General features: G+C 70.6%; 14 protein-coding genes and 1 tRNA gene. 7 read left to right on the top strand and 8 right to left on the bottom strand.

What is annotated here, in order from left to right:
- Nucleotides 1-349: 349 nt before the first annotated feature.
- Nucleotides 350-778 carry a hypothetical protein gene (locus tag ABEA93_RS25755; RefSeq protein WP_345678143.1) on the bottom strand — a complete coding sequence of 143 codons (429 nt, stop codon included), beginning with the start codon at nucleotides 776-778 and terminating at the stop codon, nucleotides 350-352.
- Between the two features lie 252 nt (nucleotides 779-1,030).
- Between ABEA93_RS25755 and ABEA93_RS25750 the strand changes: the two genes are divergently transcribed.
- On the top strand, nucleotides 1,031-1,267 hold the full coding sequence (locus ABEA93_RS25750) for a helix-turn-helix domain-containing protein (protein WP_345678142.1): 237 nt from the start codon (nucleotides 1,031-1,033) through the stop codon (nucleotides 1,265-1,267).
- A complete protein-coding gene (locus ABEA93_RS25745) occupies nucleotides 1,251-2,429 on the top strand; it encodes a site-specific integrase (RefSeq protein WP_345678141.1) in 1,179 nt (392 codons plus the stop codon). The genes ABEA93_RS25750 and ABEA93_RS25745 overlap by 17 nt, the downstream gene beginning before the upstream one ends.
- 77 nt (nucleotides 2,430-2,506) lie before the next feature.
- On the opposite strand, the gene ABEA93_RS25740 is transcribed toward ABEA93_RS25745, so the two are convergent.
- Nucleotides 2,507-2,580, bottom strand: a tRNA-Pro gene (locus ABEA93_RS25740).
- Between the two features lie 226 nt (nucleotides 2,581-2,806).
- Entirely contained in the window at nucleotides 2,807-3,703 is an 897-nt protein-coding gene (locus ABEA93_RS25735) for a metallophosphoesterase (protein WP_345678140.1), read from the bottom strand.
- Between the two features lie 178 nt (nucleotides 3,704-3,881).
- Between ABEA93_RS25735 and ABEA93_RS25730 the strand changes: the two genes are divergently transcribed.
- Complete coding sequence (locus tag ABEA93_RS25730; protein ID WP_345678139.1) at nucleotides 3,882-4,337, top strand: GatB/YqeY domain-containing protein; 456 nt, start codon at nucleotides 3,882-3,884, stop codon at nucleotides 4,335-4,337.
- 218 nt (nucleotides 4,338-4,555) lie between these two features.
- Here ABEA93_RS25730 and ABEA93_RS25725 read toward each other — a convergent pair whose 3' ends face one another.
- Nucleotides 4,556-6,880 carry a transglycosylase domain-containing protein gene (locus ABEA93_RS25725; RefSeq protein ID WP_345678138.1) on the bottom strand — a complete coding sequence of 775 codons (2,325 nt, stop codon included), beginning with the start codon at nucleotides 6,878-6,880 and terminating at the stop codon, nucleotides 4,556-4,558.
- 356 nt (nucleotides 6,881-7,236) lie between these two features.
- Here ABEA93_RS25725 and ABEA93_RS25720 point away from each other — a divergent pair, with 356 nt between their 5' ends.
- Nucleotides 7,237-7,563 (top strand): WhiB family transcriptional regulator, encoded by a 327-nt coding sequence (locus ABEA93_RS25720; protein WP_345678137.1) that lies wholly within the window; start codon nucleotides 7,237-7,239, stop codon nucleotides 7,561-7,563.
- A 292-nt stretch (nucleotides 7,564-7,855) separates the two neighbouring features.
- Here the strand turns inward: ABEA93_RS25720 and bagB are convergent, their stop codons facing one another.
- The 4 genes from bagB to ABEA93_RS25700 form a co-directional block, all read right to left on the bottom strand.
- A complete protein-coding gene (gene bagB / locus ABEA93_RS25715) occupies nucleotides 7,856-9,073 on the bottom strand; it encodes an ATPase BagB (protein ID WP_345678136.1) in 1,218 nt (405 codons plus the stop codon).
- Nucleotides 9,070-10,083, bottom strand: a complete 1,014-nt coding sequence (gene bagA, locus ABEA93_RS25710; RefSeq protein WP_345678177.1) for an ATPase BagA — start codon at nucleotides 10,081-10,083, stop codon at nucleotides 9,070-9,072. Before bagA ends, bagB begins: the two co-directional genes overlap by 4 nt.
- A 120-nt stretch (nucleotides 10,084-10,203) precedes the next feature.
- Entirely contained in the window at nucleotides 10,204-11,508 is a 1,305-nt protein-coding gene (gene kynU, locus ABEA93_RS25705) for a kynureninase (protein ID WP_425585094.1), read from the bottom strand.
- 10 nt (nucleotides 11,509-11,518) lie between these two features.
- Entirely contained in the window at nucleotides 11,519-12,409 is an 891-nt protein-coding gene (locus ABEA93_RS25700; protein WP_425585093.1) for a tryptophan 2,3-dioxygenase, read from the bottom strand.
- A 176-nt stretch (nucleotides 12,410-12,585) separates the two neighbouring features.
- Here ABEA93_RS25700 and ABEA93_RS25695 point away from each other — a divergent pair, with 176 nt between their 5' ends.
- From ABEA93_RS25695 to ABEA93_RS25685, 3 genes are read left to right on the top strand one after another with little or no spacing between them, the layout of a single operon-like run.
- Nucleotides 12,586-13,053: an Lrp/AsnC family transcriptional regulator gene (locus ABEA93_RS25695; RefSeq protein ID WP_345678135.1), complete on the top strand. Its 468-nt coding sequence runs from the start codon at nucleotides 12,586-12,588 to the stop codon at nucleotides 13,051-13,053.
- A 10-nt stretch (nucleotides 13,054-13,063) separates the two neighbouring features.
- A complete protein-coding gene (gene sp36, locus ABEA93_RS25690; protein ID WP_345678134.1) occupies nucleotides 13,064-13,231 on the top strand; it encodes a Sp36 family protein in 168 nt (55 codons plus the stop codon).
- Nucleotides 13,228-13,701: a RidA family protein gene (locus tag ABEA93_RS25685; protein ID WP_345678133.1), complete on the top strand. Its 474-nt coding sequence runs from the start codon at nucleotides 13,228-13,230 to the stop codon at nucleotides 13,699-13,701. The genes sp36 and ABEA93_RS25685 overlap by 4 nt, the downstream gene beginning before the upstream one ends.
- Nucleotides 13,702-13,796 lie beyond the last annotated feature (95 nt).

Genomic DNA, 13,796 nt, shown 5'->3' with positions numbered 1-13,796 from the left:
CCCGGCTTTCGCAAAAATCCCGCAGAAATCCCGCAAAAATCCCGGGCCCGCCCCACGCGGGCCCGGGACACCCTCACCCCGGCACCGCACCGGCGCATGACGGCCGCCATCCCGCGGCGCGGCCGACGCCCAGCACCGACCGGGCGCCCGACCCACCGCCCCGATTTTTGCGGGATTTCTGCGGGATTTTTGCGGAAGCCCCGGACGCGACAAACCCGCAGGTCAGAGCACTCATCCGATTTTTGTGTTTTTTGTCCAGCGCGCAGCTCACAGCAGGAGGCACACCCAGTGACTGAGCACTTCAGATGGCGGATGAGCGTTGGAGTCGGCGGGCCGATCGCCCGATCGCCTACTTCCCAAACCCTCGGCGGATCTCCTCGGCGAGGGCCCCATCCTCTTCGCTCAGACCCAGGTAGGCCCACGAGATCCCGGCATCGGCGAGCGCCTCGGCGATGGTGGCCCTCCCGGGGTACCGGGCTTCGACAGCGTCTAGCTCAGCGGAGCGTTCTGCGATCCGTTTCATGGACTCGTCGCGAGCTTCGGCGGCAGCCGCTTCATCGACCCTCGCACGTGCTTCCTCCATGGCAAGGCGGGCGTCGGCGATGTCTCCCTTGAGGAGATCCAAGGCCATGTTCACAACCTCCGGCCCTTCCAGGTCAGGCCGTTCCGCGTGGATCCGGCGGAGCTTTGCCTCCAAGCGGAGCAAGGCACCTTCCGGCAGCATGTCGCGCACATTGTCCAGGGCCTCGCCGAGTTGGGCGTCGTACTGGTCAGTCATGACCAGCACGCTAACGCTGCCCGCAATCCGCCACAGCTACTTTGCGAAGCCGACGCCCCAGGCGGGCCAAGCGCCCAGTCCCACCCATGAAGATCCGGCTCCGCGGCGCCGAAGACGAGTACCGCGCCACCGCCACAGCCATCGCCGAGGCCGGCGAAGTCCTCGACACCAGCTGCCCCTACCCGGATCGGCCCAGTCCCGGCTCGTCCGCGTCTACCTCACCGTCAATCCGCCGCAGGAAGGGGACACAGCATGGCCACAACCACGATTGAGCACGATGCCCTGTTCGAAGAACTGCGTCTCTACACCGTCAGGGACGTCATGGTCTTGACCGGACTCGGCAAGACGGCCGTCTTCGAGTTGCTCCGGAGCGGTCGCCTGCGGTCCGTGCGGGAGGGGCGCGCCCGCCGCATCCCGGCGGCGGCCATCCGCGAGTACATGAGCCTGCTGACCAAGGAAGCGGAGGGGAACGTTGGCCGAGCGGCGTAGCCGAGGCGACGGCGGGCTTCACTGGGACGAATCGCGGAAGCGCTGGATCGCCTCGGTCACGCTCGGCTTCGACGGGCGCGGCAAGCGGATCGTCAAGAAGGGGAGCGGCCGGACCAAGACCGAGGCCAAGAACAAGCTCAAAGAGGTTCTGCGCGACCACGAAGACGGGTTGGCTATCGCGCCCGAGGGATTCACGGTCGCGAACGCCGTCCGCGACTTCCTCGACCACGGGCAGGGTGACGTCTCCGACAGCACGAAGGCGAAGAACCTCAGCCTGTGTGAGAACCACGTGTTCCCGCTGCTGGGTGCGTACAAGCTTCGCGACCTGACCGCAGGCCACGTAGACAAGTGGCTCGCGGACCGGGCGCCCAAGCTCAGCACGCGGAGTCTCCAAGCCGTCCACTCGATCCTGAACCGCGCCATCAAACGGGCCATGGCACGGGACAAGGTCAAGCGGAACGTGGTCGCGCTCTGCTCGATTCCTGCGGGGCGGGCCGGCCGACGCTCCAAGTCGCTGACACTGCGACAGGTCAAGGCGGTACTCAAGTCCGCACGTCGGCACCGGATGTACGCCTACGTTGTGCTGGCGTTGGTGACCGGGGCCCGGACTGAGGAACTACGCGCTCTGTTGTGGGACAACGTCGATTTGGTCGGCGACCCGAAAGCGGACCCGCCCGTCCCGCCGCACATCGCGGTGTGGCGGTCGGTCCGCGTGGGCGGCGACACGAAGACCCGCAAGTCCCGTCGCACGTTGGCACTTTCGACCCTCGGCGTCCAAGCGCTCATGTACCAGCGTGAGCAACAGGGTTGGGAACGCGTCGCGGCGGGGGACAAGTGGAAGGAAGCCGGCGTGGTCTTCGCTACCCGTCTCGGCGGTGAGATGGACGCGTCCAACGTGCGCCGTGACTTCCGGAACGCCATCAAGGGCGCGCCTGAGATCAACCCCAACGATTGGACGCCGCGCGAGCTGCGACACAGCTTCGTCTCGTTGCTGTCAGACAGCGGCATGTCGGTGGACGAGATTTCCAAGCTGGTCGGGCACAGTAACTCGACCGTCACGGAGGAGGTCTACCGCCACCAGATCCGCCCGGTCATCCAGACCGGCGCGGTGGCCATGGACGGCATCTTCGGCGACGACCCGGAGGTGAATCCGAAGCCTTAGTCACTCAGTTAGACACTCAGCAACGCCAGAGGCCCGATCCGCTGTGCGGACCGGGCCTCTGACCTGCTGCTCAAACGTCGGGGTGGCGGGATTTGAACCCACGACCTCTTCGTCCCGAACGAAGCGCGCTACCAAGCTGCGCCACACCCCGTTTGATGCGCGTTTAGCTTAGCGGACCCGGGGGCTCAGGCGAAATCCGGTTTAGCGGGACGGGAACGTGCAGGTCAGGGCGAGGGGAGGGGTGGCGACGGGGGAGGGCGGAGGAGCCGCTCGAACGGCCGAAGGCGGGCCGAGTAGCGCACGTCACACCCTTCCCTCGCCGGCCGGTGGCGGCGCCCCCCGTCAGCCCGCCACGGACCCGCCGGACTGGCTCCGCCTTACCCCGCCGTCAGCGTCATCAGCGTCGCCTCCGGCGGGCAGGCGAAGCGGAAGCGCGCGTACCGCGACGTTCCGCAGCCCGCCGACACGTGGAGGTAGGTCTCGTTGCCGCCGGACGCGTAGCGGGAGAGGCCCTTGGCGCGTTTGCGGTCGAGGTCGCAGTTGGTGGCGAGGGCGCCGTAGAAGGGGACGCAGACCTGCCCGCCGTGCGTGTGGCCGGCGATGACGAGGGGGTAGCCCTCGGCGGTGAAGGCGTCCAGGGCGCGCAGGTAGGGGGCGTGGACGACGGCGACGGACAGGTCCGCCGAGCGGTCGGGGCCGCCGGCCACGAGTTCGTAGCGGTCGCGGTCGATGTGCGGGTCGTCGAGGCCGACGAGTTCGATGTCGCAGCCGTCGAGCTTGAGGCGGCCGCGGGCGTTGTTGAGGTTCTCCCAGCCGGCCTGGTCGAAGCCGTCGCGGAGTTCCGTCCACGGGTTCTCGGGGCCGTGGGTGCGGGTGCCGTCGTCGCGGCGGAGGTAGCCGGTGGGGTCCTTGCGGCGGGGGCCGAAGTAGTCGTTCGAGCCGAAGACATAGGCGCCGGGCAGCTCCATCAGCGGCGCCAGGGCGTCGAGGGTCTCCGGGACGGCTTCCGGGTCGGAGAGGTTGTCGCCGGTGTTCAGCACGAAGTCCGGGCGCAGCGCGGCGAGTCGGCGCAGCCAGTCCTGCTTCTTGCGCTGGCCCGACACCATGTGGATGTCGGACACGTGGAGCACCCGCAGCGGGCGCATGCCTTTCGGGAGGACGGGCACCTCGACGCGCCGCAGCCGGAACGACCGGGCTTCGTAGGCGGAGGCGTAGGTCAGGCAGGCGGCCCCGGTGGCGGCGATCCCCAGCGGCAGCGCAAACTTCGTTCGCATTCTTCCCATGGTTCCAGAGCCGGGCCGCGGGAGGGAGCCGCCGGGTGTTCCGGTTGTGTACGAGTGCGGCCGCGGCGCTCGTCCCTTCCACCGCAGCTCGTCCCCACCGACGGTCCCGAAAAACGGTTGTGCCCAAAACCCGTGAGATGCCCTGCGGGGCGGCTGCGACACTGGGGGCATGAGTACCTTCAAGAGCCGCCTCCAGAACGACCTCACCGAGTCCATCCGCGCGCGGGACGAGCTGCGTTCCTCGACGCTGCGGCTGACGCTGACCGCGGTGACGAACGAGGAGGTCGCGGGCAAGGAGGCCCGGGAGCTGTCCGACGGCGAGGTGCTGAAGATCGTCGTCCGCGAGGCGAAGAAGCGCCGTGAGGCCGCCGAGGCGTTCGACCAGGGCAACCGTCCCGAGCAGGCCGCGCGCGAGCGGGCGGAGGGCGAGATCCTCGCCGAGTACCTGCCCAAGCAGATCGACGACGCGGAACTGAAGAGCATCGTCGCCGCGGCGATCGCCGAGCTGGGCGTGTCGGGCCCGTCGGCGATGGGGCAGGTCATGAAGGCGGTGCGGCCGAAGATCGGCGACCGCGCGGAGGGCGGCCGCATCGCGGCGGAGATCAAGGGACAGCTCGGCAGCTGAGCGCATGCCGCGTTGGCACAGCGCCGCAGCCGAGCGCGAGCCGCGCGGGCACGGCCGGGCAGCCGGGCGCCCGCCGCCCCGGGCCCACGAAGGACCCGGGGCCGGGCCGCGCACGTCCGGGCACGAGAAAGCGCCGGTGGGATTCCTCCCACCGGCGCTTTCGCCGTTCCGCTCGACCGACCGCCCGCGGCTATGGCCTTGCCGCGGGCGGTCGGGGGTCACCCGCCCGTGGTCGTGTCCTGCGTCCGCGGGTTGCCCGGCAGTTGCGGGAAGCCCGGGAACGTCGGGGTGGTCGGCTCCGTCGGCTTGTCCGGCTTCCCGGGCTTGCCGGGCTTGTTGTCGCCGGGCTTGTTCTGGTCCGGCTTGCCCGGGTCCGGCGTCGCCGCGTGCTGGTCGACCTGCGGCGGGATCGCCCCGTCCGGCGGCGCGGTGAAGCTGATCTTCTGGGCACCGGCCAGCGCGCCGGTCATGGCGTTCTTCCAGATCGGCGCCGGGATGCTGCCGCCGAAGACCTGGTAGACGCGCTTGCCGCCGATCATGATGCCGCCGTCCGGCTCCATCGTGGTCGGCTTCAGCGGGTTGCCGACCCACACCGCGGTGGACAGCTGCGGGGTGTAGCCGACGAACCAGGCGTTGGTCTTCTCGTCCGTGGTACCGGTCTTGCCGGCGTTGTCGCGGTCGCTCAGGCCGGCCTGCTTGCCCGTGCCGCTCTCCGTGACGCCCGCCAGCAGCTGGTTGATTATGTCCGCGTTCTCGGGCTTGATCAGCTGGTGGCAGTTGGCGCTCGGCGGGGTGATCTTGGTGCCGTCCAGCCGCGAGACCTCGGTGATGGCGACCGGCGAGCAGTACTTGCCGCGCGCCGCGAAGGTCGCGTATGCGTTCGCCATCGCCAGCGGGGTGACGGTCTCCGAGCCCAGGGTCAGCGACGGGATCTCCTGCAGCGGCTTGCCGTCGCCGCGGGTGACGCCCATGCTCTGCGCCATCGTGGAGACCGGGCAGATGCCGACCTGCTGTTCGAGCTTCACGAAGTACGTGTTGACCGAGAGCTTCATCGCCGACTGCATGTCGAAGGTGCCGAACTCCGACTCCGACTCGTTCTTGAGGCCCTGCTTGCCGTCCCACTCGGCCGGCTTGACGCTGCCCGTGCAGGTCTTGAAGGACTGGTCGCTCAACTTCACGACCGACGACGTCGTCGTGTCCTTGAAGTCGGGCTTGATCCCCGCCTCCAGCGCCGCCGCGGCGGTGATCGGCTTGAACGTCGACCCCGGCTGGAAGCCGAGTGCCGACCCGCCCATCGACGACCCCACCGAGTAGTTGATCGTCGTCTCGTTGGCGGTGTCCTCGAACCCGTACGGCCGGCTCTGCGCCATCGCCTTGATCTGCCCGGTGCCCGGTTCGACCATCACGACCGCGTCGGCGACGCTCTCCTTCTGCAGCACGCCCTTGGTGGCCGCGCTGTACGCCGCCTCCTGCATCTTCGGGTCGAGCGTGGTCTTGATCCGTAGACCGCCCGCGCGCCAGAGCGCGTCGCGCTCGTCCTTGGTCTTGCCGAACGCCGGGTCGTTGCGCACCACGTTCTTGACGTAGTCGCAGAAGAACGACGAGCCGTTCGTGTTGTTGGCCGCGATGCAGCCGTTGGTGAGCGGCTGGACCTTGAGGTTCAGCTCGGTCGCCTTGGCCGCGTCCACGTCCTGCTGGGTGGCCGAGCCGACCTCGACCATGCGCTGCAGCACGGTGTTGCGGCGGTCCTTGGCGGCCTGCGGGTTGCGGATCGGGTCGTACTTCGTCGGCGCGTTGACGATGCCGGCGAGCAGCGCGGCCTCGGGCAGCGTGAGGTCCTTGGCGTGCTTGCCGTAGTAGCGGTACGCCGCCGCCTCGATGCCGAACGCGCGCTGGCCGAACGGGATGATGTTGAGGTAGCGGGTCAGGATCTCGTTCTTGCTGAAACGCTGCTCCATCCCGATCGCGTACTTGAGTTCCTTGATCTTGCGGGACAGCTCCTGCTTGGTGGCGTCCGCGACCTTGGCGGGGTCGTCGCCGGCCAGCTCGACGAAGATGTTCTTCACGTACTGCTGGGTGAGGCTCGACCCGCCCTGCGTCTCGCCGCCGGACTGGTTCTTGACCAGCGCGCGCAACGTGCCCTTGAGGTCGATCGGACCGTGCTCGTAGAACCGCGAGTCCTCGATCGCCACTATCGCCTTCTTCATGACGTCGGCGATCTGGTCGTAGTTCACGATGATGCGGTAGCGGTCGTAGACCGTGGCCAGGGTGTTCCCCGAGCTGTCGTAGATGTACGACGGCTGGGCGAGGAACGGAGCCTCCAGCTCGTTCGGGAAGTCGTCGAAGTTCTCCGCGCCGGCCTTCGCCGCCAGGCCGAGGCCACCGACGATCGGCAGGGCGACGCCCGCGAGCAGCGCGCCCGCCAGAACAGCCGCGCCGACGAACGCCGCGATGCGCCCGGTGAAGCCTATGAACGACGGGGGGCGTAGCGGTCCGCGACCTGAGGTGCCAGGGCGGGACTTGCCGGAGGGGGTTGGGGCCATGCGGCAAAGACTACGTGGCGAAACTTGCCGCACGGCGGAGGTACTTCACCTAGTCTGTAACAGCAGCCGGGGGACAGCTCCCACCAACCCGTTCACTCGTACGAGTGAATTCGGGCCAACGCGGGAGGTTCCCGGCAACCGGACCGGGGTGCCGTGTCGAGGCAAATCCACAGGTCGCGCAAGGGTTTTCACCCGCATGGGTGGGCTCATATTCGCGCATAGTCCGTCCGGGTCATGGATGACCGCCCAGTAGGGGCTGTTGCGCGGGCCCGTCTTTTCGTAGCGTCCTGTTTGGCAACGGGATTTCCCGTCGCCGCCGTAGGGGGAGCCTCGAATCGGGAGAGGACGGCACCAGCATGAGCTGGGTTACCGACTGGAACGCACTGGCCGCGTGCCGCGCCAGCGATCCGGATGAGCTGTTCGTGCAGGGGGCGGCCCAGAATCGCGCAAAGGCCGTATGCACCGGATGTCCGGTGCGTACCGAATGCCTGGCCGACGCCCTCGACAATCGGGTCGAGTTCGGGGTCTGGGGAGGGATGACGGAACGCGAAAGGCGGGCTCTGCTCCGCCGGCGGCCGACCGTCACCTCGTGGCGCAGGCTCCTGGAGACCGCGCGCGAGGAATACGAGCGGGAAATCCATGCGGATTATCCGGAGAGCATCGGTCTGCGCGCGGCAGGCTGACGGTTCCCCGGGACAACATCCCGCCGCCCGGAATATCCGGATAGCGGGTCACATCGGAACATCGGCCGCACACCGTGGCGGCAGACGCGCCGGCTGAGCACCATCGCACGCACCATCCGCCGGTCCGCCGAGCTTGGGAGTCAGGCCCCGGCTCGGGGACCGGGGTGGAGCGTCGGCCGACCGCGTCCGCCGGTGCCCCCGGTGCCGCGGGCGGTACGCGTATGCCCACGGCGGGCAGGCCGGCCGGTCAGCCAGTTCGGCCTGTTCGGTCTGTTCATGCGGTTCAGGCTGTTCACGCCAAGTGTCCGCCGATGCTGCGCAGCCCGTCGAGGTCGTGCACGTCGCCCGGCAGCGCCGGCACTTCGACCACCGGCACGTCCGGGTGGATCGACGTGAAACGCGTGCGCACGCGTTCCTCGCGGCCGATCATGCGCAGCCGTTCGGCATGCAGGGTGAGGAGTCCGGCGACGAGCCGGAGGTCGTCGGCCGACGGGGCGTCGTCGGCGGGTTCCACGTCGTCGTCGTAGGTGTCTTCGTCGTACGCGCGCTCGTACAGCGTTTCCGCGGCGGCCATGCTCCGCTCCGCGGAGAGCTGCCCGGCGCCGGTGCCGTGCACGCGGTTGAGCACGAGGCCGGCGAGCGGCATCGACTCGGCGTCGAGGCGTTCCACGAAGTAGGCGGCTTCGCGCAGCGCGTCCTTCTCCGGGGCGGCGACCACCAGGAACGCCGTGCCGGGGGCCTGGAGCAGTTTGTACGTGGCGTCCGCGCGCTTGCGGAACCCGCCGAAGGTGGTGTCGAGCGCGGCGACGAACGTCTGGATGTCGGTCAGCAGGTGCGCCCCGACGACCTTGTTGAGCGCCCCGGTCATCAGCCCCATGCCCGCGGACAGGAACTTGAGCGCGCCGCGTCCGCCGACCTTCGCGGGCGCCGACAGGATGCGGATCAGCCGCCCGTCGAGGAACGAGCCGAGGCGCTGCGGCGCGTCGAGGAAGTCGAGCGCGGAGCGGGACGGCGGGGTGTCGACGACGATGAGGTCCCAGTCCCCGCCGCCGTGCAGCTGGCCGAGCTTCTCCATGGCCATGTATTCCTGCGTGCCCGCGAAGCTGGACGACAGCGACTGGTAGAAGGGGTTCTCCAGGATCTGCCGGGCGCGCTCGCGGTCCGCGTGCTGTTCGACGATCTCGTCGAACGTGCGCTTCATGTCGAGCATCATGGCGTGCAGGCTGCCGCCCTTGGTCTCGTCGACGCCGCCCACCCGGCGCGGCGTGTTGTCGAGTTCGGTCAGCCCCATCGACTGCGCGAGCCGGCGCGCCGGGTCGATGGTCAGCACGACGACGTCGCGGCCGCGTTCGGCGGCGCGCAGGCCGAGCGCGGCGGCGGTCGTGGTCTTGCCGACGCCGCCGGAGCCGCAGCACACGACGATGCGGGTCGCCGGGTCGTCGATGAGCGGGTCGAGTTCCAGCTGCCGGGCGGAGAACCCGGTCCGACGGGACTTCACCGTGCCGGTCATGCGACCCCCTGTTCGCGCAGTGCCTCGGCGAGCCGGTAGAGCCCGCCCAGGTCGACGCCGTCGGCGAGCAGCGGCAGCTCGTACATGGGCAGGCCCAGGGCGCGCACCGTCTGGCGTTCCTCGGTCTCCAGGACGATGCGGCCCGCGTGCTCGTCGGCTTCCGCGAGGAGTGCCGCGACGAGCGTCTTGGTGGGGCGTACGCCGGCCGCCCGCAGCCCGGCGTCGAGCAGGTCGGGGGTGAGCCGCCGGCCGGTGTCGGTCTCGTCGTCGACCTGGAGCGGCGGCCGCGCCATGTTGACCACCACGCCGCCGACGGGCAGCCCGGTGGCGCGGAGTTCGGCGACGCCGTCGACGGTCTCCTGGACGGGCATCTCCTCCAGGAGGGTGACCAGGTGGACCGCCGTCTCGGGGGAGCGCAGCACCCGCATGACGGCTTCGGCCTGCGCGTGGATGGGACCGAACCGGGCGAGCCCGGCGACCTCGGTGTTGACGTTGAGGAAGCGCGAGATGCGGCCGGTCGGCGGCGCGTCCATGACCACCGCGTCGTAGACCCACGAGTTGTCGCCCTTGACCCGGCGGCGCACCGCTTCACACGCCTTGCCGGTCAGCAGGACGTCCCGCAGGCCGGGCGCGATGGTGGTGGCGAAGTCGATCGCGCCGAGCTTCTTCAGGCCCTTACCGGTGCGGCCCAGGTGGTAGAACATGTCGAGGTAGTCGAGGAGCGCTTCCTCGGGGTCGATGGCGAGCGCGAACACCTCGCCGCCGCCCGGCGCCACCGCGATCTTGCGCTCCTCGTAGGGGAGTTCCGCGGTCTCGAACAACTGGGCGATGCCTTGCCGCCCCTCGACCTCGACCAGCAGCGTGCGGTGCCCGTCGTGGGCGAGCGCCAGGGCGAGCGCCGCCGCGACGCTGGTCTTGCCGGTCCCGCCCTTGCCGCTGACGACGTGGAGGCGGACGCCCTCCCAGTCGGAGTCGGGGCCGCCCGCGCGGCGGCTGTCGTGCTGGGTCACCTGGCTCACACTGTCGAGACTAACCACCCCGCGGCACGCCAACCGCCGGTGGTCCGCGCGGGTGACGGGTTTCACGCGGCCGGGCCGGGCCGCGCCCGCCCCGGCCCGGTTCGGCCCCGCTCAGGTGACGGTGTTGCGCACCGTGTACTTCGGATCGCGGTGCGCGCCGGACGCCAGCACGTCGCCGAGCGCCTCGGCGGCGGCCACGACGTCGGCGAACGACACGTACAGCGCGTTGAACCCGAACCGCAGGATGTCCGGCGGCCGCACGTCCCCGATCACGCCGCGGTCCACGAGCGCGGCCATGACCGCGTGCGCCTCGGGGTGCCGCACCGCGACCTGGCTGCCGCGCCGGGCGTGCGGCCGCGGCGTGGCGACCGCCAGCCCCAGCTCGTCGGCGCAGGTGATGAAGAGGTCGGTCAGGGCCAGGCTCTTGGCGCGCACCGCGGTGATGCCCGCCTCGCCGAACACGCCCAGCGCGGCCTCCAGCGCCAGCATGCCCAGCAGCGGCGGCGTCCCGATCCGGGCCCGCGCGATGCCGTCGGCGGGCCGGTAGGCGGGCTCCATCGCGAACGGGTCGGCGTGCCCGTGCCAGCCGGTGAGCGCCGGGTCGAAACCGGCCTGGAGCCGCCGGGCGACGTACAGGAACGCGGGAGAGCCCGGCCCGCCGGACAGGTACTTGTAGGTGCAGCCGACCACGAAGTCCAGGTCGAGCGCGTCCGCGTCCACCGGGACGGCGCCGACCGTGTGGCACACGTCCCACAGCACCAGCGCCCCGGTGTCGTGGGCGGCCGCGGTGATTCCGGCGACGTCGCGCAGCTCGCCCGTGCGGTAGTCCACGTGGTTGTACGCGGCGACCGCCACCCCGGTGCCCTCCGCCCGCAGCACCTCCGCCGCCTCCGCGGCCGGGACCCGCCGCACCTCGGCGCCGCACAGCCGGGCCGCCGAATCGGCGAGGTAGGCGTCCGTCGGGAAGGTGTCCGGGTCGGCGAGCAGCACGCTGCGGCCCGACCGCGCCCGGAGCGCCGCCACCAGCGCGTTGAACAGGTGCACCGACGTCGAGTCGCCGCACACGACCTGCCCGGGCGCCGCGCCGATCAGCGGCGCGATCGCGTCGCCGACCCGGGTGGGCGCGTTCCACCAGTCGTGGGTGTTCCACGACCGGATCAGGTCGGTGCCCCACTGGCGGTGCACGACGTCGTCGACCACGGCGGGCACGTCGTCGGGCAGCGCGCCGAGCGAGTTGCCGTCCAGGTAGACGACGCCGGGCGGCAGCCGGAAACGGTCGCGGAACCCGGCCAGCGGGTCGCGCGCGTCGAGGGACGCCGCATAGGCGCGGGACGTCCCCGAGGTCTCGCGGGCGTCGTTGCCGGCGTGTTCGCGAGCTTGGCCGCGGGCTTCTTCGCGGGAGGTGTGAGGCAGCACGGTCCAGTTCCTAGACGACGGAGGTGCGCATGGTCCAGAGGTCGGGGAAGACCCGCAGCCGCACGGTGCGCTCCAGCCACTCGGCCCCCGACGAGCCGCCGGTGCCCGGCCGGTTGCCGAGCGCGCGCAGCGTCGCGGCCAAGTGCCGCTCGCGCCAGCGGGTCCAGCGCTCCGATATGTCGGTCAGCGCCTCGCCGAGGTCGCGCAGGTCCGGGTACGCGGTGCCGGTCGCGTAGACCTCCGCCCACGCACGCTCGGCGTCCGGGTCGGACTCGTGCGGGCGCAGCCGGGCGGCCGGATCGGCGGGCGGCAGCGGCAGACCGCGGCGGCGCAGCACGTCGAGCGCCGCGTCGTACAGGCTCGGCGCGTGCAGCACCGCGTCCAGCTCGGCGTGCACGTCGGGCACGCCCTCGTACGGAAGCAGCGCCGCCGGACGCTTCAGCCCCAGCAGGAACTCCAGCTCGCGGTACAGGTGCGACTGGAACCCGGACGCCTCGCCCAGCGCCTCGCGGAACGCGGCGAACTCGGCGGGCGTCAGCGTCGCCAGCAGGTCCCACGACGCCACCAGCACGTCCGCTTGCCGCACGCTGCGCCGCAGCACCCGGGTGGCCTCGGCGACCTCGTCCGCCTCCAGCAGCCCGCGCGCCGTCGACCACTCGTGCTTGAGCAGCGCGAACAGCAGCTCCATGACCTGCGACGCGACGAGGAACGACACCTCGGTCGGCTCGTCGGTGCGCGGCGTCTGGAGGCTCAGCAGACGGTCGAGGCCCACGTAGTCGGCGTACGGCGGCGCGCCCGCGTACGAGCTGCGCGGTGCCTGGGGCGCGCTCTCGGCGCCGGAGCCGCCCATCGGGCACACTCCGGCCGGCTCCGTACCCGCGGCGGTTGCTGCGCGTGCCATCACCGTCCACACCTCCCTCACGCCCCCGCCGGTTCCCTGTGCCCCATATGCAAGCGTGCGATGCCGCCGCGCGGAATGGACGCCGAGCGGCACCGCCGTCCGATCGTCTTACGATCCGAAGGAGAAACCCGCAGATCGTTCACGAACGGAAACCCGATCCGAAAGGACGCCGCCCAATGCCCCACGACGTGGCCCTGGATGCCGCCGACCGGCGGCTCCTCGCCGAACTCCAGAACGACGCACGGCTGTCGTACAACGAACTCGCCAGACGGGTGAACCTGAGCGCGCCGACCGTCGCCGACCGGGTCCGCCGCCTGGAACGCGCGGGCGTCATCACCGGCTACCACGCGCACGTCGACCCGGCCGCCGCCGGCCGCGCCGTCATCGCCCTGGTCCGGATGAACTGCTACGGCCCGCGCTGCCTGCTGCGCCGCGACGCCGACGAGGTCCGCGACTGGCCCGAACTGCTGCAACTGCACCGGGTCACCGGCGACGCCTGCTGCGAACTCATGGTCGCGACCGCGAGCATGCACGACTTCCAGGCGCTCATCGACCGCCTCGCCGAGCACGGCACGCCGTCCAGCACGATGGTCCTGTCGAGCCCCGTCCCGTGGCGCGCGGTCGCCGCCCCCGACCCGCGTTAGAGTCCCGCCCATGAAGAAATGGGAATACTTCACCGCGCCGCTGCTGATCCACAACACCAAGCAGATCCTCGACACGTTCGGTGAGGACGGCTGGGAGCTGGTGCAGGTTGTGCCGGGCCCGAACCCGGAGAACCTGGTCGCCTACTTCAAGCGGGAGAAGCAGGTGAAGGGGGCGTGACCGACGCGTTCGTGCACCCCGAGGACCGGCTCGCGCAACTCGGGCTGACCCTGCCGGGCGTCGCCGCGCCGGTCGCCGCCTACGTGCCGGCCCTGCGCACCGGCAACTACGTGCACACCTCGGGCCAGCTGCCGATGGTCGAGGGCAAGCTCCCCCAAACCGGCAAGGTCGGCGCGGAGGTCACCCCGGAGGACGCCAAGAAGTTCGCGGAACGCTGCGCCCTCAACGCGCTCGCCGCGGTCAAGGCGGAGATCGGCGACCTCGCCCTCGTCCGCCGCGTGGTCAAGGTCGTCGGCTTCGTCGCCAGCGACCCGGGCTTCACCGGCCAGCCCGCGGTGATCAACGGGGCGAGCGAGCTGCTCGGCGCGGTCTTCGGCGACGCGGGCAGGCACGCCCGCAGCGCGGTCGGCGTCGCGGTGCTGCCGCTGGATGCGCCGGTCGAGGTGGAGTTGCTCGTCGAGGTGGTCTGACGCGGGACCGGCCGCTGATCCGGCCATCTGCGGATGGTCGGATCAGCAGGCAACCTGACGGTCTGTCGGATCGATGCGGTGCCGCGTAGCATCCG

Source organism: Yinghuangia aomiensis, from assembly GCF_039542225.1.
Classification (GTDB): Bacteria; Actinomycetota; Actinomycetes; order Streptomycetales; family Streptomycetaceae; genus Yinghuangia; species Yinghuangia aomiensis.
This window is presented reverse-complemented; position numbering and strand designations above follow the sequence as displayed.